This window comes from Psychrobacter urativorans, from assembly GCF_904846675.1.
Classification (GTDB): domain Bacteria; phylum Pseudomonadota; class Gammaproteobacteria; order Pseudomonadales; family Moraxellaceae; genus Psychrobacter; species Psychrobacter urativorans_B.
The window spans coordinates 31,480-54,378 of sequence record NZ_CAJHBT010000001.1 but is presented as its reverse complement, the minus strand read 5'-3'; the positions used below and the strand labels follow the sequence as shown (position 1 = coordinate 54,378).

Annotated in this window: 18 protein-coding genes; 9 read left to right on the top strand and 9 right to left on the bottom strand. The window is 42.3% G+C overall.

Going from position 1 to position 22,899, the window contains the following annotated elements:
• Window positions 1-216: 216 nt before the first annotated feature.
• The gene (locus JMY06_RS00240; RefSeq protein ID WP_201615485.1) at window positions 217-990 is read left to right on the top strand and encodes an abortive infection family protein; all 774 of its coding nucleotides are present in this window, start codon (window positions 217-219) and stop codon (window positions 988-990) included.
• 498 nt (window positions 991-1,488) lie between these two features.
• On the top strand, window positions 1,489-2,169 hold the full coding sequence (pgsA, locus tag JMY06_RS00235; RefSeq protein WP_201615484.1) for a CDP-diacylglycerol--glycerol-3-phosphate 3-phosphatidyltransferase: 681 nt from the start codon (window positions 1,489-1,491) through the stop codon (window positions 2,167-2,169).
• Window positions 2,170-2,434: 265 nt separating this feature from the next.
• Here pgsA and JMY06_RS00230 read toward each other — a convergent pair whose 3' ends face one another.
• Window positions 2,435-2,929 (bottom strand): pyridoxamine 5'-phosphate oxidase family protein, encoded by a 495-nt coding sequence (locus JMY06_RS00230; RefSeq protein WP_201615483.1) that lies wholly within the window; start codon window positions 2,927-2,929, stop codon window positions 2,435-2,437.
• A gap of 432 nt (window positions 2,930-3,361) precedes the next feature.
• Between JMY06_RS00230 and purL the strand changes: the two genes are divergently transcribed.
• The 4 genes from purL to JMY06_RS00210 all read left to right on the top strand — a co-directional run bounded on the left by purL (window position 3,362) and on the right by JMY06_RS00210 (window position 10,903).
• On the top strand, window positions 3,362-7,378 hold the full coding sequence (gene purL / locus JMY06_RS00225) for a phosphoribosylformylglycinamidine synthase (protein ID WP_201615623.1): 4,017 nt from the start codon (window positions 3,362-3,364) through the stop codon (window positions 7,376-7,378).
• Window positions 7,379-7,930: 552 nt separating this feature from the next.
• Entirely contained in the window at window positions 7,931-8,881 is a 951-nt protein-coding gene (locus JMY06_RS00220) for an ABC-three component system protein (RefSeq protein WP_201615482.1), read from the top strand.
• Window positions 8,874-9,113 carry an ABC-three component system middle component 8 gene (locus tag JMY06_RS00215; RefSeq protein WP_201615481.1) on the top strand — a complete coding sequence of 80 codons (240 nt, stop codon included), beginning with the start codon at window positions 8,874-8,876 and terminating at the stop codon, window positions 9,111-9,113. The genes JMY06_RS00220 and JMY06_RS00215 overlap by 8 nt, the downstream gene beginning before the upstream one ends.
• On the top strand, window positions 9,113-10,903 hold the full coding sequence (locus JMY06_RS00210) for a DUF2326 domain-containing protein (RefSeq protein WP_201615480.1): 1,791 nt from the start codon (window positions 9,113-9,115) through the stop codon (window positions 10,901-10,903). The genes JMY06_RS00215 and JMY06_RS00210 overlap by 1 nt, the downstream gene beginning before the upstream one ends.
• A 235-nt stretch (window positions 10,904-11,138) precedes the next feature.
• Here the strand turns inward: JMY06_RS00210 and JMY06_RS00205 are convergent, their stop codons facing one another.
• The 8 genes from JMY06_RS00205 to JMY06_RS00170 all read right to left on the bottom strand — a co-directional run bounded on the left by JMY06_RS00205 (window position 11,139) and on the right by JMY06_RS00170 (window position 19,251).
• The gene (locus JMY06_RS00205; RefSeq protein WP_201615479.1) at window positions 11,139-11,330 is read right to left on the bottom strand and encodes a hypothetical protein; all 192 of its coding nucleotides are present in this window, start codon (window positions 11,328-11,330) and stop codon (window positions 11,139-11,141) included.
• Between the two features lie 25 nt (window positions 11,331-11,355).
• Window positions 11,356-12,102 carry a type 1 glutamine amidotransferase gene (locus tag JMY06_RS00200; RefSeq protein ID WP_201615478.1) on the bottom strand — a complete coding sequence of 249 codons (747 nt, stop codon included), beginning with the start codon at window positions 12,100-12,102 and terminating at the stop codon, window positions 11,356-11,358.
• A gap of 129 nt (window positions 12,103-12,231) precedes the next feature.
• Window positions 12,232-13,101: an N-acetylmuramoyl-L-alanine amidase gene (locus JMY06_RS00195; RefSeq protein ID WP_201615477.1), complete on the bottom strand. Its 870-nt coding sequence runs from the start codon at window positions 13,099-13,101 to the stop codon at window positions 12,232-12,234.
• 59 nt (window positions 13,102-13,160) lie between these two features.
• Window positions 13,161-13,931 (bottom strand): MOSC domain-containing protein, encoded by a 771-nt coding sequence (locus JMY06_RS00190; RefSeq protein ID WP_201615476.1) that lies wholly within the window; start codon window positions 13,929-13,931, stop codon window positions 13,161-13,163.
• 214 nt (window positions 13,932-14,145) lie between these two features.
• The gene (rsfS, locus tag JMY06_RS00185) at window positions 14,146-14,559 is read right to left on the bottom strand and encodes a ribosome silencing factor (RefSeq protein ID WP_201615475.1); all 414 of its coding nucleotides are present in this window, start codon (window positions 14,557-14,559) and stop codon (window positions 14,146-14,148) included.
• A gap of 116 nt (window positions 14,560-14,675) precedes the next feature.
• Complete coding sequence (locus JMY06_RS00180; protein ID WP_201615474.1) at window positions 14,676-15,545, bottom strand: nicotinate-nicotinamide nucleotide adenylyltransferase; 870 nt, start codon at window positions 15,543-15,545, stop codon at window positions 14,676-14,678.
• Between the two features lie 184 nt (window positions 15,546-15,729).
• Window positions 15,730-17,877, bottom strand: a complete 2,148-nt coding sequence (pta, locus tag JMY06_RS00175) for a phosphate acetyltransferase (protein ID WP_201615473.1) — start codon at window positions 17,875-17,877, stop codon at window positions 15,730-15,732.
• Between the two features lie 138 nt (window positions 17,878-18,015).
• A complete protein-coding gene (locus tag JMY06_RS00170; RefSeq protein WP_201615472.1) occupies window positions 18,016-19,251 on the bottom strand; it encodes an acetate/propionate family kinase in 1,236 nt (411 codons plus the stop codon).
• 688 nt (window positions 19,252-19,939) lie between these two features.
• Here JMY06_RS00170 and JMY06_RS00165 point away from each other — a divergent pair.
• The 3 genes from JMY06_RS00165 to dapF all read left to right on the top strand — a co-directional run bounded on the left by JMY06_RS00165 (window position 19,940) and on the right by dapF (window position 22,893).
• Window positions 19,940-20,338 carry a lipoprotein gene (locus JMY06_RS00165; RefSeq protein ID WP_201615471.1) on the top strand — a complete coding sequence of 133 codons (399 nt, stop codon included), beginning with the start codon at window positions 19,940-19,942 and terminating at the stop codon, window positions 20,336-20,338.
• Window positions 20,339-20,391: 53 nt separating this feature from the next.
• Complete coding sequence (gene lysA, locus JMY06_RS00160; protein ID WP_201615470.1) at window positions 20,392-21,777, top strand: diaminopimelate decarboxylase; 1,386 nt, start codon at window positions 20,392-20,394, stop codon at window positions 21,775-21,777.
• A 222-nt stretch (window positions 21,778-21,999) separates the two neighbouring features.
• On the top strand, window positions 22,000-22,893 hold the full coding sequence (gene dapF / locus JMY06_RS00155; RefSeq protein ID WP_201615469.1) for a diaminopimelate epimerase: 894 nt from the start codon (window positions 22,000-22,002) through the stop codon (window positions 22,891-22,893).
• The last annotated feature ends 6 nt before the right edge of the window (window positions 22,894-22,899 follow it).

Genomic DNA, 22,899 nt, shown 5'->3' with positions numbered 1-22,899 from the left:
GGGGCATTTCTTTGTGGTGATAGTATCTTTTAGCTTAGTAGGGCGCACTCCATGCGCCAAAAACTTAGAGTAAGTCAAATGGTGTGTAAAACGCACCCTATGTCCTTATCTGCTATAGCCCTTATTCAATCTTCCAATGTGCACTATAATCCCAAGCATTTTGCTCAATGCGAATACTTTCTAATTTCATAAATTGATAAAAAAATAGGAATGGTAATGGATGTAAAAAATAATATTCTAAGCGATTTACCGACGCTTTATGATCAATCAAAAGGGCTTCAGAATATTTTGATTTCTAGGGCTACTGGGGGTAATTGTACTGATAGCGATTATGTTGTTTTGAGAAGAGTGGTTCTAAACTCAAAATTTAGTAGCTTAGTGCCTGACTTTGTAAAACATGCGAGAGATTTAAATCAGTTTTGGCAAATGATTAAAGCTAAATACGCTTCTTATGCAGAGCGCAGAAGTTTTATTTATAGCGAGTTTTCAGCTTTAATCAATGCGATAGAGTTTGACAAAACAGGAATGCGTCCTGCCTTCGAAAAGTCTATTGAGATTATCGACTCTGGATATATAGATGATATGTGGAAGAAAGCTATAGAGCGTAAAGCTAATGATCCAGAAGGTGCAATTACTCTCTCTAGAAGTCTCATTGAGTCTGTTTGTAAACATATTCTAGATATTGAAAAGGCTCTATATGATAAGAACTCTGATTTGTCAGAACTGTACAAGCTAACCTCTAAATTGCTGAAAATGTCAGCTAGTCAATACGAGACAAACCTAGTGTTTAAACAAATCCTTGGCGGTTGTTCAGGTATAGTGAATGGCTTAGGCCAGCTACGTAACAATGTTGGTGATGCTCACGGACAAGGTGTAGTAAATATCAAGCCAAAACCTAGACATGCGGAACTTTCAGTAAATTTGGCTGGTGCGATGTCACACTTCTTATTGTCTAGTTACACTGAAAGTTATAAAGGCAGGGGATCATGAATTGTTTAACGGGCAAAAAAAGGCCCACAGAGGAGGAAACTGTGGGCTGAGGAAAACAGGTTATATAGTTAAATTACGAATACAGGGATTATTATTAATTGCCGAGATGAGAGGAATTGATATTGATTCGATACTTTTTTATAGCTACTTATAAATTTTAGTATACACGTGTATTTCGATATATCCATCATAGCGGAAGTAATTCCTATTGAGTCAGCTTAGTTACATGATATTACGTTAAAGAAAGTTTTAATACAGTGTCACTCTTCGAGAGATATTCAATCTAACATAGCCACCTTTTATAGGTCCCGATATGTATAGCTTTTAGGAGAATTACTAATACTAATGGCAGTACTCCTAGTATGGTTTTAGAAGAGAAAATAACTTGTTTTATAAAGTATTATCAGTATCGATGAACATACAGAGATGGCATGACGGCATGGCTGAAAAATGCTAAGCTAACCGCCATCCTCAAGTCTATATTAAACTGGGTTTTTCATGACCGAGAGCACACAACTGCACGCGCAAGACTCACAACCTGCGCAAAACAATAAAAGTATTTTTAATTTACCCAATAACCTCACCATTGCGCGTATCTTAATGATTCCGCTATTCGTGGCGATTGCCTACTGGCCGCCAGCAATGGGTATTGGCATGCCTCCGATTTCGGATAACGTCATCGCACGGGTAGGAATGAGTGAGTTTAGCGATAGCTTGCTACGGCATTTATTGTTAACTGGCGTATTTATAATTGCAGCGATTACCGATTGGCTAGATGGTTATTTTGCCCGTAAGTTTAAGGTGGTGTCAGCCTTTGGGCAGTTTTTGGATCCTGTCGCTGATAAGCTCATGGTGGCAGCCGCGCTAATTATCTTAGTGCAGTGGCATCCAAATATCATTATGGCGATAGCGGCGATTGTCATTATTTCACGTGAGATTGCGGTGTCAGCACTGCGCGAATGGATGGCAGAATTAGGGAATCGTACCAGTGTGGCGGTATCTTACGTTGGTAAGTTAAAGACTGTTTTTCAAATGATTGCTATCACGGTGCTGTTACTAAACTGGGAGTCACTTGAGCTCATTGGTTATGGTTTGATGGTAGCAGCAGTTATTCTAACATTGTGGTCGATGTTTATTTACCTGAAAGCAGCGTGGCCCTATTTGAAGCAAAGCGGTTAATTTTAAAAGATTAACATTAAATATTAAAAGAACGCCAGTAGGCTTATCGCTACTGGCGTTTTTCATAGGTCTTTTATTCGTTGTTAACATATTATGCTATTATTTTTTTTATCATGAAATACTATTTCTGCATTGTTCACTTCTGGATGCTTCTTGATATTTTCAACGCATTTAGAGGGTTTATACCCAATGAACCCAACCTCCTTAGCATTAATGCTCGTTTCAGTCGTATTCATCGGACAAAAGTGTAGATAATCTTCTTACTCTATAAAGATACTGAGAATACTTCGCCGATATCTTCAGCCGTTTTGCCTTCTTGTACCGCTGCTGCCGCCATTTTGAATATATTTACTGTAGAACTACCGCTGATCCAACATTCTGCACCATGAGGCACAACCTTAATAAGTTGAACATCCTCATCGTCTTTACCTTCTTCAAAAAAGGCGCTGTCCATCGCTGACCACAGCTCATCTAGCTTGTCTTTGTCTGTCGATAGCTCTGCATCACCACTGATAGAGACATAGTTTTTCGCATCTTGCGTCGCGTAAGACAGGCCTACTTTTTTGTTATCCTGAATATCTTTCACCACATCTGAGGTTTTATCACCAATGAACCAGATCTCTTTGGTACCAAGGCTCGTTTCAGTCGTAGTCATTGGCCAAGCGTGAATATCACCTTTTTTATTAACTGTGCTCATCATGGCAAATTTAACGTCTTTTATGACTTCTTGAATCTTATCGATACTTTTTTGATTACTCATAATGACTATCCTTGTGATGGTGAATTGGGGTTAGAAAAATTATTATAACTACTTATTACAGTAACTTGATTTTGTAAATTTATACTTTAATTTAAAATGAATAAATTCGGCTGGTAATTAACGTTCTCTAGAATAGCGAGATTTGCTAACATAGTTATATAGGTTACCAGTAATAGGGTGTGAATGTTTGTAAGGTATACGAGGGTTAGGTAAAACGGAAAGCAGTTGTGTACGGATGCTAGTCAAATGTGTCGATTGTTATCGATGGAAGCGTGTCTATGTTATAAATTTTAAGTGTTAAGTAGATAAGAAAAGGGAGGATTTATAGTGGTTTATACCTGCTTATTAGAGGTCTTCTTGTTATAATGCGCAGACTCTTTACTTTGTATGGCAGTGATGCCTCTTTTGTCTAATCCCATGGAATATGCCTTTATGATGACCATCGCCGGACAACCGTTTTTGACCGATTTTCAGACGCAGCAACTCATCAGTCAGTTTCAGCAAAAAACCAATCTAAATGTTACCCAGATTAGCACTCAGCAAGTCTATGTGCTATCACGGGAATTAGAGGGTGATGAGCATAAAAAGGCGTTGGATCTATTAGGTGTTGAGGCTAGTCTCGAACTTGATGCACCGCAAAACAATCAATTACAAGTGATAGTTGGACCACGCTTTGGCACGATATCGCCGTGGGCCAGTAAAGCGACCGATATTTTTAATAACTGTGAGATTAAGATTAATCGGGTTGAGCGGGTGATTGTTTATACCTTAACGCTTGCAGATAATGTGGCTGATATTCAGGTTAATAAGAAGCTACCTAAAGTGGGCGAGCAGTTATTATTTGACCGTATGACCCAAAGCTTATCTTATGACTTAACAGAAACTAGTAAATTATTTGACGACCAACCGCCAGCGTCATTGAATCATATCGATGTGATGGAAGAAGGGCGTACAGCTCTAGAATCAGCTAATATAGAATTTGGTTTTGCATTATCTAGCGAAGATATTGACTATTTAATGAATGCCTATGTCGATGAGCTGAAACGCAATCCGACTGATGTTGAGCTAATGATGTTTGCGCAGGCCAACTCTGAGCATTGCCGTCATAAAATATTTAATGCGCAGTGGACGATTGATGGCGAAGTACAAGCCAAATCATTATTCCAAATGATTAAGAATACTTATCAGAAAAATCCACAAGGTATTTTGTCGGCTTATAAAGACAACGCGGCGGTTATGGCCGGGTCTGAAGGCTGGCGTTTTTGTCCGGTTCCTGAAGATGCCAAGAATGAGCAGTCAGCGCATCCATATAGCTTCCATCAAGAAGAAATCGATATCTTAATGAAAGTTGAAACTCATAATCACCCAACGGCGATTGCTCCTTATGCGGGTGCAGCTACTGGCGCTGGTGGTGAGATTCGTGATGAAGGCGCAACCGGTCGTGGCGGTAAGCCTAAAGCAGGCTTAACTGGTTTCCATGTCTCGCATCTCCATATTCCTGAGCTAGCAGAAAAGTGGGAGCAGTCAGGCAATGTAAGCACAAAAGATTATGGTACGCCCGAGCGTATGGCCACCAGCCTTGAGATTATGACGGAAGCGCCTTTAGGAAGTGCCAACTTCTCAAATGAGTTTGGTCGCGCGAGTCTATGCGGTTATTTCCGTAGCTTCCAGCTTGATACCTCAGCGGCAAAAGATGGTAGTCAAATGCGTGGTTATCATAAGCCAATTATGCTGGCGGGTGGTTATGGCAATATCAAACGCAACCTAATTGAAAAAAACAGTATTCAGCAAGGTGATTTATTAATCGTCCTTGGTGGCCCAGCGATGCAAATTGGTTTGGGTGGTGGTGCCGCATCTTCAGTCGATAGTGGCTCATTAGATGAAGGCTTAGACTTTGCCTCGGTACAGCGTGATAATGCTGAGATGGAACGTCGCTGTCAAGAAGTGATGGATCGCTGCTGGGCACTAGCGGGTAATGATGTCGATGTTAGTAATGCTGGTAAAGATGGTAACCCAATTGTCTCGCTCCATGATGTCGGCGCAGGCGGCTTATCAAATGCCATGCCAGAATTGGTTAATGACCATGAAATGGGCGCGCATCTAAACCTACGTCGCATTCCTTCGTTAGAGGCTGGCATGTCGCCAATGGCAATTTGGTCGAATGAAGCGCAAGAGCGTTATGTGCTAGCGATTCATCCTGAAAGCGAAGCGCAGTTCGATGCTATTTGTGCGCGTGAGCGCTGCCCGTATGCCATCTTGGGTACCGCAACTGATGTGCGTCAGCTAATCGTCGATGATGAATTGCTAGCTGAACAGCCAGTCGATATGCCGATGCAAGTATTGCTTGGTGGCACGCCGCAAATGAAGCGTAGCTTTAGCCGTCAAGAGTCAACCTTGCCAGCGTTGGAACTTGGTGAGGTTAATCTAGCTGAATCTATTACTGACGTCTTACGTCATCCTACCGTTGCTAGCAAGTCGTTCCTAATTAGCATTGGTGACCGTTCTATCTCCGGTATGGTAGTGCGTGATCAATATGTTGGTCGTTATCAAGTACCCGTCGCTGACTGTGCGGTAACGGCATCTAGCTTGCTCAATCTTGATGGGCAACCGATGAGCGGTGAAGCCATGAGTGTCGGTGAGCGTACGCCGGTCGCCTTGATTAGCCCAACCGCTTCTGCACGATTAGCGGTTGGTGAAGCCATTACCAATATTGCTGGCGCGTGTATTGCGCAATTGTCAGACATTACGATGTCAGCAAACTGGATGGCGGCTTGCGGTGATGATGTAGAAGATGCCGCATTATTTGATGCGGTACATGCGATTGGTGAAGAATTATGTCCGGCACTCGGTATTGCTATTCCAGTGGGTAAAGATTCGCTATCGATGCGTGCCAATTGGACGGATAATAGTGCAGAAGCAGGCGCACAAGACAAATCAATTGTCTCGCCAATGAGCTTGGTCATTACCGCCTTTGCGCCAGTAGTTGATGTCGCGCAAACCCTAACCCCTGAGCTAATCAATGGCGATAGCGCGTTTTATCGAATTGATTTGTCCAAAGGGAAATTGCGTTTAGGCGGTTCAATCCTTGCGCAAACGCTTAGCCAATTAGGTAACGACTGCCCAGATTTAACGCAGCCGAGCGACTTGGTTGATTTCTTTAACTTTATCCAAGCCGGTAACGCACAAGATGTTATCAGTGCCTATCATGATATCGGTGATGGCGGCTTGCTTGCCACTATCGCTGAGATGCAATTCACCAGTCGTCAAGGTATCAAGCTGTCATTAACCGATGACAACTTATTAGGTCAACTGTTCAGTGAAGAGTTAGGCGCGGTTATTCAAGTTATGCCAGAAGACGTGCCAGCATTGATGCAATTGGCAGAAGAGTTTAATGTTAGCGATATGCTGAGCCTAGTCGGTCAGAGCTCTGAAGAAGAAAGTTTACTTATCCAAACCCCAACGTTAATGGGTGATAAAACCCTAAGCTTTAGCCGTGGCAAATTACAGCAAGAGTGGAGTCAGGTCAGCTATCAAATCGCCCGTCGCCGTGACAATCCTGCGTGCGTACAACAAGAATATGACTTGATTACTGATAGCAGCTATCAAGGTCTGATTGCCACGCCAAACTTTGATTTGAGCCAAGCGATTGAAGCGCCTTATCTAAATAGCCGTGCCAATAAACCAAAAGTCGCTATCTTGCGTGAGCAAGGTGTTAATGGTCAGTTAGAAATGGCAGCAGGCTTTACCCAAGCAGGCTTTGAAGCAGTAGACGTCCATATGAGCGACTTGCTAAAAGGCCGTATTAATCTACGCGACTTCGAAGGGTTGGTGACCTGTGGCGGCTTTAGCTACGGTGATGTATTGGGCGCAGGCTCGGGCTGGGCGAACTCTATCCTGTTCCATGACGATTTGCGCATGCAGTTTGTACGCTTCTTCTCGCGTCCAGAAACCTTTACCCTTGGCGTCTGTAACGGCTGTCAAATGATGGCACAGCTCAAAGACTTAATCCCTGGTGCGGAGAACTTCCCACGCTTTATCGCGAATAAATCGGCTCGCTTTGAAGCGCGTACGGTCAACGTAAAAGTTGAGCGCACTAAATCGATATTATTTAAAGGCATGCAAGACAGTATCTTACCGATCGCTGTTGCCCACGGTGAAGGCTTTGCCACACTTAATGCTACAGAAATCGATGGCATGGCAAAACATGGTCAACTCGCCATGCGTTACGTAGACAGTCAAGGTCAGCCAACTGAGACGTATCCGCTCAATCCAAACGGTTCGGTCGGCGGTGTCACTGGTTTATGTAGCACTGATGGTCGCGTCACGATTATGATGCCGCATCCTGAGCGTACATTACGTGCGTACAATCACAGCTGGAAACCGGCGGTCTGGGACGAAGACGGCGCGTGGATGCGGATGTTCCGTAATGCGCGGGCTTGGGTTCGTTAAAAAGTAATTGTTTTAGATAAAAAAAAGGTGGGCTTGGCTCACCTTTTTTGGGTTTGAATTTTGGGTTTTTAAGGTAGGGGAGCTGATTCCCGCCTTCCGCTTGTATCTGCCAGTCTGGGCGAGGCGCTGGCTACTGTTTGGATCGTCGCTTGCTCCACGTGCACACCTGATGAGTGATATAGTAAGTTTCTAGTAACACGTACATTGAGCCAGATTAAATCTGTGATAATCTTATTAAGTTTAGATTCAGAAACTCTCAGGGCTAGGTGCTACACTAGTTTATTTGAATATATATATAACTTTTACCAAAAAAGATTAAATACTAAAAGATGAGCCTGAATATTGGAGTTCTTTAGAAGGAGACAAATATGCGGGGCAAAGCTAATCGCTCTTTAATGGCTATGTCCGTCCCTCGTCGAAGGGCAGGAGCAGAGTCAAAATTGGAGAGCTACGTTTACATTAAAAGCCACTTAACCCTGTAAGAAAGTTGCTAGAGAAAAACAAGTATTATTAGACTATAATAAACAAATAAGTATCAAAGTAAGAGCGATTATGTACCAATATCAAGACATGAATGAACTGGACTTTGAAGTTCTTGCGGTTCAAATTTGTAAAGAAACATTAGGAGAAGCAACTCAAGGTTTTGCTCCCGGTCCTGACGGTGGGCGTGATGGAAAATTTGTAGGCACAGCAAATGAATATCCCAGTAGAAGTAAGCCTTGGACAGGTATAACAATTATTCAAGCTAAACATACTTCTGGTATAAACCAACATTTTCTTGACTCAAGTTTTTTTAGTGAAGGCTCTAAAGGTGCTACTCTTAGCGAAGAGGTGGTTAAAATAAAGAAGCTTATAGATAAAAATGAGCTTGATAACTATATGCTGTTTGCAAATAGGAAGCTAACAGGGGGTGCTGAACCACAAATAAAAAAATATATATCTGAAAATACAGGATTAGATATCGGCAATATTGGCGTTTTTGGTATTGATGACCTGAACAGTTGGTTGAGTCGATACAGATATATAGTCGAGATGGTGAAATTATCACCATTGACAATGTCTCCTATAATACGCCCTGACGATTTAGCCGAAATCATCCCACACTTTGCTAATGTTTTCGATATCAGTGTTAAACATAAAGATTTTAGACCCGTCAATAGAACGAGTTATGAAGAAAAAAATCAAATAAATAATATGAGTGATGAGTTTGCTAAGTCATTACGCAAAAGTTATATGAGTTATGCTTTTCAGGTTCAAGAGTTCCTGAATGACCCTCAAAATACAAATTTACAAAACTTATATCAAAATGCTATAGAAGAGTTTCAGCAGACATTTATTATTCCTCGCCAAAGAGAATTGAAGTATTTTGATGAAGTCTTTAATGAATTAGTAGCTTTGCTAATTGACAGAGACTATATTTTGAAAGTAAATAAAAGACTAACTCGGATACTAGTTTTCTATATGTATTTCAATTGCGACATAGGGAAGTCAAACGATGATTAAACCTACAAAACATAGCCACCCTGACAAAACTGTAATTTATGTTAGTTTTATTATGTTGAAAGAACTACGTAAGAAGCGAGTAATTGGTTATTCTGATTTGTTTCAGCTTATAAAAGACAAAGTTACTAGTGGTGAGTTTCTTTTTATGCCCACACTAAATCTTTTGTTTTTGCTTGGCTTGATTGAGTATAAGGCAAAAACTGACTCAATTGAGTATATTGAGAAAAAATAATGAAATTATCCAAACTATACAGCAACCAAAATACTATTTTTGAACCTATCGTTTTTAACAATGGGTTTAACGTTGTGTATGGTGATATTAGACACCCTGAAAGATATGAGTTAGATACACACAATCTTGGTAAAACCACTTTAGCTAAATTATTAGACTTCATGTTTTTAGCTAAGCGGCATCCTAAGCAATTCTTATTCAAGCATGAAGAACGATTCGCAGAGTTTATTTTTTTCTTAGAGCTTGAACTTGCCGATGGTTCTTATCTCACTATAAGGCGAAGTATAAAAGAAAATACAAGAATATTTTTCAAAAAACATAACGAAAAACAGCAAGACTTTTCTTCATTGACTGATAACTTATGGAGCCATGGAGATGTGGCTATAGATAATGCGAAAGTTTTACTTGAGGGTTGGTTGCATTTCGATATATTAAGCCAGTATCCTTATCGAAAGATCATTGGTTACTTAGTTAGAACTCAAGAAGACTTTAGGAATGTATTCAAATTAAACAAAGAGGCTGGTAAAGACTTATATTGGAAGCCTTATATGGCAGACCTACTAGGCTTCGATGGAGATTTAGCAAAGCAACATTACGAGAAGCTAGCTGAAGTTAATAAGCTGAAAGATAAGATTTCAGCAATTTCGTTATCTGATATGGACAATGTGACCAAAGAGCTTAGTAAAATTGATAACAAGCTTTTATTGCGTCAAAAAGAATTGACGAAATTGCAAGAATTCATTGATAACTTCAACTTTGACGAAATTGACCAAGAAAAAATTGAGCAATTAGTTAATAGTATTGATAATGAGATTGCTAACCTGAACATGCGGGAATATAGTATCAAAAATAACATTCACCGTATAAATGAATCTCTGAATACTGTTAGTATAAAATTTAATACTAGTGAAATAGAAAATCTTTTTAAAGAAGCCAATATATTATTCCCTGAAGAAGTCAGTAAAGATTTTAACCAATTAATTGATTTTAATAAGGCGATTACTAAAGAAAGAAAAAAATTTCTAAAAGAAGAATTATCAGAGCTACAATCAGAGTTAGTATTCATTGAAGATCAGTTAGAGTCACTTAATCTTGAACGAGCTAACCATTTGAGTTTCTTATCTGAAACAAAATTGGTTACCAAATTTAGAGAATCCAATAAAGAGATAGCAAGAGTTCAAGCAGAAATTGCATTTTTAGATAAACAGAAAGAAAATATAGATGAAATTCAATCTCTTACTAAAGGTAAAAGAGCTTTAGAAACTGAACTCGATAGCATTCAAGATGATATGCAGGTTAATTTAACGGAAGTTAATGAAGTTACAGACAGTGTGTTTTCAAACGTACGTATTTATTTTAACGAAATCATATCCAAAGTCTTTAATAAAGAGGGTTCAATTACTGTTTATCTAAATAAAAACGGTAATTTTGAATTTGATGCTACTTATCAAGATTTCCAAGGTAATAATACTAGTGAAGGTGATGGGAATACTTATGGGAAGTTTTTATGTATTGCCTTTGACTTAGCTGTTGCCCGTGCATACCTTGATAAAAATTATCCTAAATTCCTCTATATTGATGGAGCGCTTGAAGTGCTTGATGATAGGAAAAGGAAGCTTTTGCTAGAAGTTCTTCGTGAGTATAGCAGTTTAGGAATCCAAATTATTATTACTACAATTAGCTCTGAAACTTCAGGTTTTCCTCAAAATCCATTCAATGATAAAGAGATTGTTTTAACATTTCATGATGATGGAAAAAATGGTAGATTATTCAAAATGCCTGCTTGGTAATTATTGCTATATTTTTTATGTACAAAATATTTTAGTAATAGCGTAACCTACCCTAAATGTATAAAAATAACAATACGAACGGTGGGTTATACTTTGCCTTCATTCTCTATGAGAATTTGACAAAACTAACCCACCCTATACAACTCAATTTATTTTTATGAAAAAGCAATGTGGCAGTTGCTCAACTTAAAGCAAGTTGATGCGGAACCCTCGTTTAAAATATATTTTTATATAGTTACTCATCTTCTAACGAACGTTCTTTAGCCTCTCTTTGCGATTCAGCTATTAACTCATGTATCTTAGCACTTTCAGCTAAAACACATGTTTCATACGCAGATTTTGGCTTAGGTTGCTGCTCGCTCTCTTGATCTTGTTTGGCCTTTTCGCTCAAATAGTTTTCAAGGTTTTCTTTTTGAGAGTTACTCATAGTTGATTCCTCTTATTATTTAGTTTCAGCTATCTTTTGCTATGCGATTTAGCATGGTTGCTAACCTTGCGTTACTGTCTTTAATATACTTATTACCACCCTTTATTATCTCATCAGCTGATTGTACGGTTTTGGGATAGTCGATAAGGCCACTCTGTATAGCATCATGTCCATTCGCTACCATCTTGACGAGACTTTCTTTAGTTACTTCAAAGTGACACTGCCAGCACATAATCCAAGTGCCAAGCTCTTTATGTAGCGGTGTTTGATAAATAAATCCTTGATTGACCCATGCCTCCGAAGTGGCAATAGCGGTTGCGCCTTGTGGACAGTCAAAACCATCACCGTGCCAATGAAATACGGTAAAAGCTTGCTTTGGCAAATCTTGTAATAAAGGATGTGACTGACCTTCTTCCGTCAACCGAATGGGCAACCAACCAATCTCTTTTACGCTAGACGGCTGGACAGTAGCACCCAAACAATGCGCGATAAGTTGCGCACCCAAACAAATTCCGATAACCGTTTTTCCATTATCAAGACTTTGTTTAATCAAACGTTTTTCATCTACTAACCAAGGATATTTTTCATCATCATGGACACTCATTGGCCCACCCATCACTATTAGCCAATCAAAACTGTCGGGCTCTGGCAATAAATCATTATTATAAGACCGAGTATAACTAATCTGATGATGGTGGCTATTTGCCCACTGTTTGATGAAACTAAGGTCTTCATAATCCGTATGGAATAGGGCGTGGATGCGTAGAGTCATGGGATACCTGTGTTACCTTTGCTTAGAAATAGCTTAGGATTAGAAGTCGCTTATTAATAGCGTAGAGTAGTTTAGGTCTTGTCTGCATTCTCTACTAGAATTTGGCAAAACTAACACACCTTACGCCACTCAATAAAAATTATCTGTACCAGCATACTTCTTATTCAATGCCTTTAAAATAGCATAGGTTTCCAAATCCATGGTCGCGGTCAAATGCTGTGGACTGAAATGTAGCTGAAACGCATAAATGACATCATGGCTTTTCTTGTCCCACGTGTTGGTATCATTGATTCGATATCCGTAGTCTCTAAATTCTTGCTTTATTTCCGGTATCGTTGCTGCGTCAAACTCATCCTGATTCATAAAAAACTGCTTATCTTGCTCGTCATACCAAGCGCCAATACCATATTGCTCATACAGGCGTTGCCAAGGAAACTTTGCACCTGGGTCGGTTTTGCGCGAGGGCGCCATATCAGAATGCCCAATAATATCCTTTGGTGAAATCTTATATTTCAATGCTAGATCTTGTACTAGCTGGGCAACTTTTTTAATCTGTAACTCATCAAATTCTACATAGTGCCCGTAAGGATGGTAGTCTTGGACGCCTTGTTTAAGCGCCTTTCTATACTCTGGTTTAATACCATCATTGACGATCTCTATGCCAATAGAAGTGTCGTTTAAGATGGTTCTCCCAGCAAATTCGCCATTACCGGCATGCCAAGCGCGTTCACTTTCAGGTACTAAGCTATAAATTTTATCATCGTCGTCAGATAAAATAAGATAATGAGCGCTCACGTTACCAGTAGTCAGCAGTTTGATTGAGCGTTCATTATCGCTGACAGTATAGTGCAAGATGATAAACTTAATCCGCTCACTTTTGCCAGTCGCTTGATAGGTTTCGCTGTCGATAACATAACGTGGTTCTATGGTTGCTACGCAGCCGATTAGAGGCATGGTTAAGCATAATGCTAGCGCTAAAGAGGTGGTATTTTTTGCCATGAAATGCTCAATGTAAAATAAATAATACAAAATATGCGATAAGTTTTAGGGTTATAGACTCAAACCTGCTTAACCTTCTTCGCCAATACCTTCTTCCAACTGTCCTCTAAGCACTCAATCGTCAGCCATGGCTCGATAATTTCAGCATCAAATTTGTCTTTTGAATTAGACAGCTGCCAAAGCACATCAAGAGTGGCAAATGGATAGGGGCGTTCGATCAAATACACAGGCAAATCAGCACTAATTATCCCATCCCGCACCACTTCAAAATACCAGCCTGCGATGCCTTGTTTAGTAATCCACGAGGCTATGTTGGGCACTTTAGTAAATTGCCCGATTTGGTCATTAATTTTATAGCAAGGTCGACGCGGTTGGACGAGTCGTAACTGCACACTAGCGCTACCATCTACTTTTTCATTACCGTATTGAAAAACGTCACCAATACAGACGGTGGTTTCGTCCATTTCTGGTAGACCGTCGACGGCTTCAGAGATAAGGTTTTCTCCCAAGGTACCGATACGAACATTGAGATTAAACTCTGCGTTAACCTTCCCATAAGTAGCGGTAGGCATTTGATGCACCGCTTTGAGGGGGCCACCATGATGTCTACGGTCAGCTTGCTCATCAGTAGTCAGTCCCATAAAGTTAACGGTAACCGGTGCTTTAATTGGTGCTTTATCAATGGCACTCATTTGCTCACGGGCGAATGGCATCGCCTTACCTGCACGGACATCGATTAAGGTAGCGATATGCAAGGGTAGGGCTTTATTAAAGTCAGTAGTGTCGGTTTTGAGCTTTTGCTCTGACGGCTTATTTAATCCTGAACTCATTAGACATCCTAGTCGGTAGTTATTTTAATGAATAAATAGTGTTCAAATAGTAGCATTATCTTAGCGCAATCATTAGCGACTTTCAGCTTATTTGCCCCATTAAAATTATCCAACCTATCTTTTGAAATGCAAAAATAAAAAAAGCCAGATATTTAATCCGGCCTTTTTGGTCTAGCATTGCAGTTTTAATAAATTGCAGTTCAAATAGACAGTCTTATTTGTTTTTATTACGGCGACCGGCTGTTTTCTTTTCACGTGGGACTGCGACTAGCTCAGCCAGCTGTTCAGGTGATGACCATAGACCTTCTAAGTCATAGAACTCGCGGGCTGCTGGCATCATCATATGTATGACTACTGCCCCTAAATCGATCAAGGTCCAGTCAGAATCACTACCGCCTTCACGACCAAGTGGTATAAAGCCAGCTTCTTTTGCTTCAGCGCCAAGGCTATCGGCCATTGCGCGTACGTGGCGTTTAGAAGTGCCGTCAGCGATAACGATACGTTCCATTACGTCAGTTAAGTCCTCTACATCAAGAACGGTGATGTTCTTGGCTTTCATATCGTCTAGAGCAGTCTTTACCAGTGCTAGGCACTCTGCTAGGCGTTCGTCAGTCATGGTTGTAATCATAAATAGTGGTCTCTTCAATAATCGATAATAAAGGTATAAATGGTCGCTCTACATTAACTGGCCGTGAATGAGCACATTAAATGCAAAATGACACCGATAGGGCGATTTTAACGGAATTAGACAGCAGAATATAGCTGATGGGCGATAATATATTGATAAACTGTAGGATTTAATAATTTAGTTGGGAAATTGGCCCTGTTATTGGCAATGCGGCTGCCTGTTCGTAGTTGTTGTCTGATATTAGTACTCGATACCGCAGTCACTTGTCGCGAGTCTATATAAATGCGTCCTTGAGGCCTGTTTTTCAAGGGATGAGAGGCTTTCAAATACTGATAGTCTTTCAAGGGTTTGCTGTCTTTGAAAGTCAGATTTAATGGATAAGCTACCGGCTGCGCTAAATCTATCAATTTGTCAGTCACTTGTGTTTGCAGCTGACTCGGTAGCTCCTGACATAAAGCGGTAATATCTTGTGCAGAAAGATTCTGAGTGTTATCGCTTTCATCAGTGTTATCGCTGTTATTAATTATTTGCTTAGGTTGCAATGAATCAGAGCTATTAGACCGACTAAATATCCAAAGATGCACATAATTAGTCAATTGTAAACCGTCTTTCCACTTCTCCAAACTGCGTGCGCTGTCCATTCCCATGATAAATATCAGAGTATCATTAGGATAGCGTTGACGAAGCGCGTGCACACTATCGATGCTATAGACTGGCGGCGTTTGCCAAAGCTCAAGCTCGCTGATTTGTAGCGGCGTCCCTTTAATAGCTAACTCTAACATTGCTAAACGGAAGGCCGGATCCGTGCTGTGTTTTTTAAAGGGTGAGCGCGCATTGGGTAGCAATGAGATATGTAGCGGGCACTGTTGCTTGGTAGCGATAGGCGCAAGGCAGTCATAAACGTGCAGCGCCATTTGGATATGACCATTATGCACCGGATTAAAGGAGCCGCCAAGATAGGCGCGGATAGCAGGTGCGGTAGACATTGAAATAGAACACCCTTTAATAAGCAAACTGAGTATCTATTGTAGAGCGCGCGCGTGCACTTGTCATCAACAGCCAGCCATTAAAAAGCCGACCATCATAATTGTACGACGGTCGGCTAAGTATAAGGTAAAATTTTAAGCGAAGCGCTCGATATTAAAGGAGCTGAGCACTTAACTTATAGTATTAAACCTCGTCGCTGTCCGCTTGGATGGCAGTTAGGGCGATGGTGTAGATAATATCATCGACCAGTGCGCCGCGTGACAAATCGTTAACAGGCTTGTTCAAGCCTTGCAGCATCGGACCAACACTTATTACATTGGCGCTACGTTGCACCGCTTTATAAGTGGTGTTACCGGTGTTGAGGTCTGGAAAAATAAACACGTTGGCTTGCCCAGCAACGGGTGAGTCTGGGGCTTTTTGTTTCCCTACGCTCATGACTGAGGCCGCATCATATTGCAATGGGCCATCGACGGCGAGATTTGGCATGCGCTCACGGACGATGTGAGTCGCACGAGTGACTTTTTCGACATCAGCGCCCGTTCCTGAAGCGCCGGTTGAATAGCTGATCATGGCAACTTTGGGCTCAATGCCAAAGGCGGCGGCAGATTCGGCAGACTGAATCGCAATCTCAGCCAATTCTTCAGCAGTTGGGTCAGGGTTAATGGCGCAGTCACCATAGACCACCACTTGCTCAGGCAATAGCATAAAGAAGATAGAAGATACCAAGGAATACTGCGGCGCGGTCTTAATCAACTGGAAGGCTGGGCGTACAGTGCTCGCTGTAGTGTGAATGGCACCTGAGACCAATCCATCAACTTCGTCCATCTCAAGCATCACCGTCCCTAAAAAGACAGTATCTTTAAGCTTTTCAGCAGCAGCAATTTCGGTGGTTTTACCTTTACGGCGCTCAACCACGGCAGCGATATATTTGCTCATATCGAGAGAGTCAGGATCAAGGATTTCTAGACCTTCAGGCAACACTAGATCGCGATTTTTGGCGACTTGTTCGACGTCAACACGCTTGGCCAGTAGCACGCAATCGGCGATACCACGACTTTGGCAAATACAAGCAGCTTCTACGGTACGCGGTTCAGAACCTTCTGGTAATACCACGCGCTTTTCAGCATTTTGGGCTTTTTTAACCACTTGATGACGGAAGGCGGCAGGTGATAAGCGCGGCGTATAGTCATGGCTAAAATATTCTTTAATCCAGCTCAGGTCTAAGTGTGCGGCCACGTAACGAGTGACTTCTTGGGCACGCTCAATATCGTCACTTGGGATCTCAGAACTCATGTGCATGAGGCTTTGAACAGTCTCAAAACTATCAGACTCAACGCTCATCACTGGGACGCCCGTTTTAAGTGCTGACTGCCATAATTCAGCGACAGTAGCATTAGGGGCAACGCCACCGGTTAATACTAAGCCGGCAAGTGGAATACCGTTAATACAAGCTAAGGCGGCGGCTAATAATAAGTCATCACGGTCGCCGGGTACTACAAGAAGCGTGCCGCGTTTGAACACTTCATCGACGCGTGCTATTGAACGCGCGGTTAAGCTGATATGATTAATACGGCGGGTTTTGGCTTCACCGACGTTCAGCCATGTGGCGTCAAGCTCGGCGGCGATATCCCATGTCCGTGGCACGGATAGCGAATCGCTGAACGGTACCACCCCAATTAAGCGGAACTGCTCAGTATTGAAGTGGGGTGACAGACGTTGGGCTTCTTGCATAAAGCCTTTGTCTAAGCTCACCACTGCTTCACCGGGAGCAACAGGCTGGTTCTCAAAGGTATTCGGCACATTTTGAACCCGCATCAAAATGCAGCCTAGAGTACGCTCATTGGCCATACCACCGAACTCACGGGCGTGCATGTCGATTTTATCCGCTAAATGTGCTGGATTTTTAGTATCAACGGTACTTACAAAGATAATTTTGGCATCTAAAGCATGGGCGATGGCACGGTTAATCTGGGAGGCATACGACGCTTCGGTTGTTGGTACTAAGCCTTCGCAAATGATGACATCTTGGTCGCCATCTATAGTGTGGTAGTTGATGACCACTTCTTCCATCAAGTCATCAAGATTGCCATCACCAATCATACGCTCGACGCGTTGACGATTGATAGACTTGGGCGGCGTAAGACCAAAAGCATGCATGATCAGCGCGCTTGAGCTGTCTAAGCTGTTTTGTTTATCGAGGGTATCGTCTTGCAAAAATGGCTTCATAAAGCCGGCTTTGATACCGTTATAATCGAAGGCACGAATTAACCCTAGCGCGGCTGAGGTCACACCGATACCACGGCTGATTGGGACAAGTAAAATAGTTTGCATAGCGTATCCTGCTGTTTATTATATCCTTGAGGGGTATTGCTTAAATAAGGTACTGTTTAAATCAGGGATGCCACTTACAAGCAGCATTCCTTTTTTTACATTGAATTCTTATTTTAAGCCTAATTATTCCAAGCTCAGTTATTTCAAGCCCAAGGTTTGACGCGTTTCTTTGGCAATCTGGCACTCTTCATCGGTTGGGACAACCCACAGCTCAATGCTGCTGTCTTTACTGTGGAAACTACCTTCTGCGCCGCCAACAAGAGCCGTATTTTCATCAGCATCGAACTTGATACCGAAGTGACGCATCACATTTAAGATACGCGTACGGGTAGTCGCTGAGTTTTCGCCGATACCGCCAGTGAAAACAATACCGGTAAATTCAGGTAACGCACAGCTGAGGCTAGCAAGGTATTTACCGGCACGGTAGGAGAACATCTCGATGGCCAGTAAGGCATCTTTATGTCCTTCATCAGCGGCTTGCTCAATGGTACGCAAGTCGTTTGATAACCCTGAGATACCGAGTAGACCACTGTCGTGATTGAGCATGTCATTGATCTCTTCTAGGCTCATACCAAGGAGACGCTTTAGATGGATATGTAGACCAGGATCTACATCGCCACTACGCGTGCCCATCATCAGGCCTTCAAGTGGCGTTAGACCCATGCTGGTATCCAAGCTTTTGCCATCATAAACAGCGGCGGCCGAACAACCATTACCTAAATGCGCGGTCAGCCAGCCATGCGGCCCTTTGGCTTCAGTTATTTGGCTGGCACATTCTGATACGTAGGCGTGCGAAGTACCATGGAAACCGTAGCGACGAATTTTTTCTTCCGTATACAGAGCTTTTGGAATCGGATAGCGATAGGCGACAGGGGGCATGGTTTGGTGAAAGGCAGTGTCAAAAACCACGACTTGCGGGATATCAGGATAAATAGCTTGAACGGCTTCGATGCCTAAAGCGTTAGCAGGGTTGTGTAGCGGCGCTAGAATTTTTAGGCGTTTCACTTCTTCTAACACATGCTCATTGACGCGCACGGCTTCTGAGTATTCACGGCCACCGTGAACCACCCGATGTCCAACTGCAACGAAGTGATATTGTTCAAGTAAGGCAAGGATTTTTTGTAAGGCCAATTCATGACGACCACCAGGAATGGCAATCTCAAGTTTTTCGCCATTTAAAGTGGTGTGTTTAATACGAGCAGTATCGAGGCCCAAGTTTTCTGCAAGGCCAGTAATACGAGTGGTTTCATCTTCGCTGATCAGCGCGTATTTGATTGAAGAGGAGCCGCAGTTCAAAACCAAAGTAGGATTAACCAGTTGAGAGTGGTCAGTGGTAGGGTCACTAAAGGTGGGGGTGCTTACGCTGTCGCTCATGCTCTATCCTTAGATTATGTGTAGTAAGTAGTAAATCATAACGGATTAACAGCGATTGAACAAACAAAAACCCGCTGCTCTAGTCCCATGATAGTTTGCATTTTTTATCTATTAATAATGTTGAAAATAGCACATTATTAATAGAGCCTGACATTGTTATGTAACTGTTTATAAATCTCACTCCTCTATATTCACTATGAGGATTATGCTTGTAGTCCTTAACAGACGAGGAGTCTGACTGTAAGGTAACATTTTCTCATGATTAAACCATACTAACTATAAGGTTTAACAGTAGCAACCGTCAAGATGCTGTTATTGCTAATTATCCGTTGCTATAAAGGCACAATAGAGCGCCAGCTAAATTGTAAGAAAGTTTGTCAGATTCGCAATAAATGAGATGATTCGTCTCAATATTACCGCATATGGGAATATAAATGGAGTTCTTATTACTAAAGCTATGGATTTAAAGGTGACTTAAATTATCGGTTAAATAAAGGGCAGACGCGCACAGCTTTATCGATTAATGCTATGATTCAATCGATGCCGACAGCGGCAAATTGTCTTATTGACGCTAAGCCATAATTTAGGTTAAGTCGCCTATTTTTTTTGAGATATTAATTAACGCTCTTAAACGGTCTTTCTTATCGTTCTTTATTACCACCATACTGTTGCAAGGTTGTTTGTCCTTATGCTAATTACTCCTCAGCTTGCCGATAACTATGGCACTCAATTATCTATAGATAATACTCAAACCAATGATATCGGCTTTGATAATGCTGATAATATTGCCAGTATCCGTGTTCCAACACTTATTACTAAGGCGCGCTACCGCATTATCGGTACGCTACTAATTGGTGGTGCGGTCATAATAGGAATCACGGGCTGTGGTCAAAAAGGCACCTTATATCTAGCAGGTAGCAGTGGTCCGAACGTCACATCTGATGTCGCCTCAGAGGTGCTAGACAGCACCAGTAATCCACAAGACGCTGCCTTTGCGGGTATCGATGATGACGATTACCAAAAGACGCGCTACTTGGAACAAAAGCAGGTGTTACCTGACATCAGTGACGGCCCGAACGATTATTAATAAGTACACATACATTTTAACCTTGATAACTTGATTAAATTAGAGAAACCTATATGAATAATTCTAAGTCGCAAGATTGCGAGACTGTCCAAACCGTAACTGGCGAATCAGTAACCACCCAAACTGAACAGGGGTTATATATCGATCCTGAAGCGTTAACCGCCCATCTGCCGGCGCTGCAATATCGCGACGAGGCGTTATATATGGAGTCTGTCAGTATTAGCGAACTGGTGAAGTGCTACGATACGCCATGCTATGTGTATTCACAGCAAGCGATTTTGGATGTATATCGCGCTTATAGCGATAGCTTTGCTGCGGTTAAGCATCAGATTTGCTATGCGGTAAAGGCTAACTCTAACCTTGCAGTATTGGGCGTACTTGCGCAGGCAGGCGCTGGATTCGATATTGTCTCGCGCGGTGAGCTGATGCGAGTTTTGGCAGCGGGTGGGCAAGCGAGTCGGGTGGTGTTCTCAGGGGTTGGTAAAACTCGCGACGATATTGAGTTTGCACTCACCCAAGGTATCAGCTGCTTTAATGTTGAATCGATAAGTGAGCTGACCTTAATCAATACGATAGCAAAGCAGCTGGATAAGCCTGCACCGATATCGCTTCGTGTCAATCCAGACGTCGATGCCCAGACTCATCCGTATATCTCCACTGGCCTTAAAGACAATAAATTTGGTATTGCTCACGATAAAGCTCTAGCTGTATACGAACATGCCGCAACGCTATCGCATATTGATATTATCGGTATTGACTGTCATATTGGCTCGCAATTAACCGAGGTTGCGCCCTTTATTGCGGCTTTGGACAAAGTTGTTGAGCTTATTCATAGCTTACGTGATAAAGGCATTGAGCTGCGTCATGTGGATTTGGGTGGTGGTTTAGGCGTGCGTTATATCGATGAGACCCCAGTTACTATTGATGAGTTTGCGCAAGCATTACTGCCAAAACTAATTGAGCTGGGCTTGCCAGTATTTTTTGAGCCTGGTCGTAGTATGGTGGCCAATGCTGGGGTATTATTGACCCGTGTTGATGTACTTAAGCCGACCGAACATAAAAACTTCGCTATCGTTGATGCGGCGATGAATGACTTGATTCGTCCGGCGCTGTATCAAGCGGAGATGGCAGTGATTCCTGAAGTATTACCGAGTGATGGTATCGATACTGAGGGCACGCAGTCATGGGATATCGTCGGCGCTATTTGTGAAACCGGTGATTTTTTGGCAAAAGACCGTCTATTGTCGTTAGTAACTGGTGATGTTTTAGCGATAACCGGGGCAGGCGCTTATGGCTTTGCGATGAGTAGCAACTATAATTCACGTCCGCGTGCCGCCGAGGTGATGGTCGCTGGCAATTGCCATCAGCTGATAGGTAAACGTGAAACGATTGCAGACTTATATGCTGGCGAGAGCTTGTGGCAAAACGATAAACAATAGTGAAAATAGAAGCAACTTATATAAAAAGTAGCCGCGTTACTTAACAATAGTAACCGCTCATATTTTGATGATTAATAAAGGACCCATTGTTGTCATGACGATGGGTTTTTTATGGGTGATTTTTATCCGTATACATGAGCTAAAGCGGTGCTGATAGTTATCTTTGTAACAGTCAGCGTGCTACTATAACTGACACATAATAATAGAATAGGATAAAGGGATATGCTAATAGAATTTACTAAAATGCATGGTCTGGGCAATGATTTTATGGTCATCGACTTGGTAACCCAGCGCTTGGACTTGACCACAGAGTTGGTGCAACTATTGGGTGATCGTCATTTGGGTATTGGCTTTGATCAGCTATTGGTGGTTGAGCCACCGATGCGTCCTGATGTTGATTTTAGTTATCGCATTTTTAATACCGATGGAAACGAGGTTGAGCAGTGCGGTAATGGCGCGCGCTGTTTTGCCCGTTTTGTGCAAGCGCGAAAGCTGTCATTTAAGCAACGTTTGCGGGTTGAGACGGCCAGTGGCATTATCTCTTTGACCACCGACCGTTACGGCTGGGTAGAAGTCGATATGGGCAAGCCTAAATTTGAGCCGGCTGAGATTCCATTTACCCCCAAAGCCATTACCAAAATTCAAAATGCTTACCATCTAGATGTCGCTGGCACACCAGTGCAACTTTATATTGCCAATATGGGTAACCCGCATGCCGTTATTAAAGTCGATGACGTGCTCGATGCGGATGTTGAAAAACTGGGTAAGGCGATTGAATCGCATCCGGCGTTTCCGGCGCGCGTTAATGTCGGCTTTATGCAAGTGATGAATCAGCGTCATATTCGTTTGCGTGTTTATGAGCGTGGCGTGGGTGAGACACAAGCTTGCGGCACCGGCGCTTGTGCAGCAGTTGCCGTTGGCGTGCGCGAAGGTTGGCTCGATGAGGGTGAAGATGTGCGCGCGCAGTTGTATGGTGGTAGTATGATGGTGCGCTGGCAGCCGGGTTATTCCGTGATGATGACCGGTCCGACCGCTTTTGTTTATGAAGGGGTATTCAGTCCAGATGGCTTGATGGCGCAGGCAGGAATTAAGCCTAATGCTAATGCTGCGAGCTAAAGATGC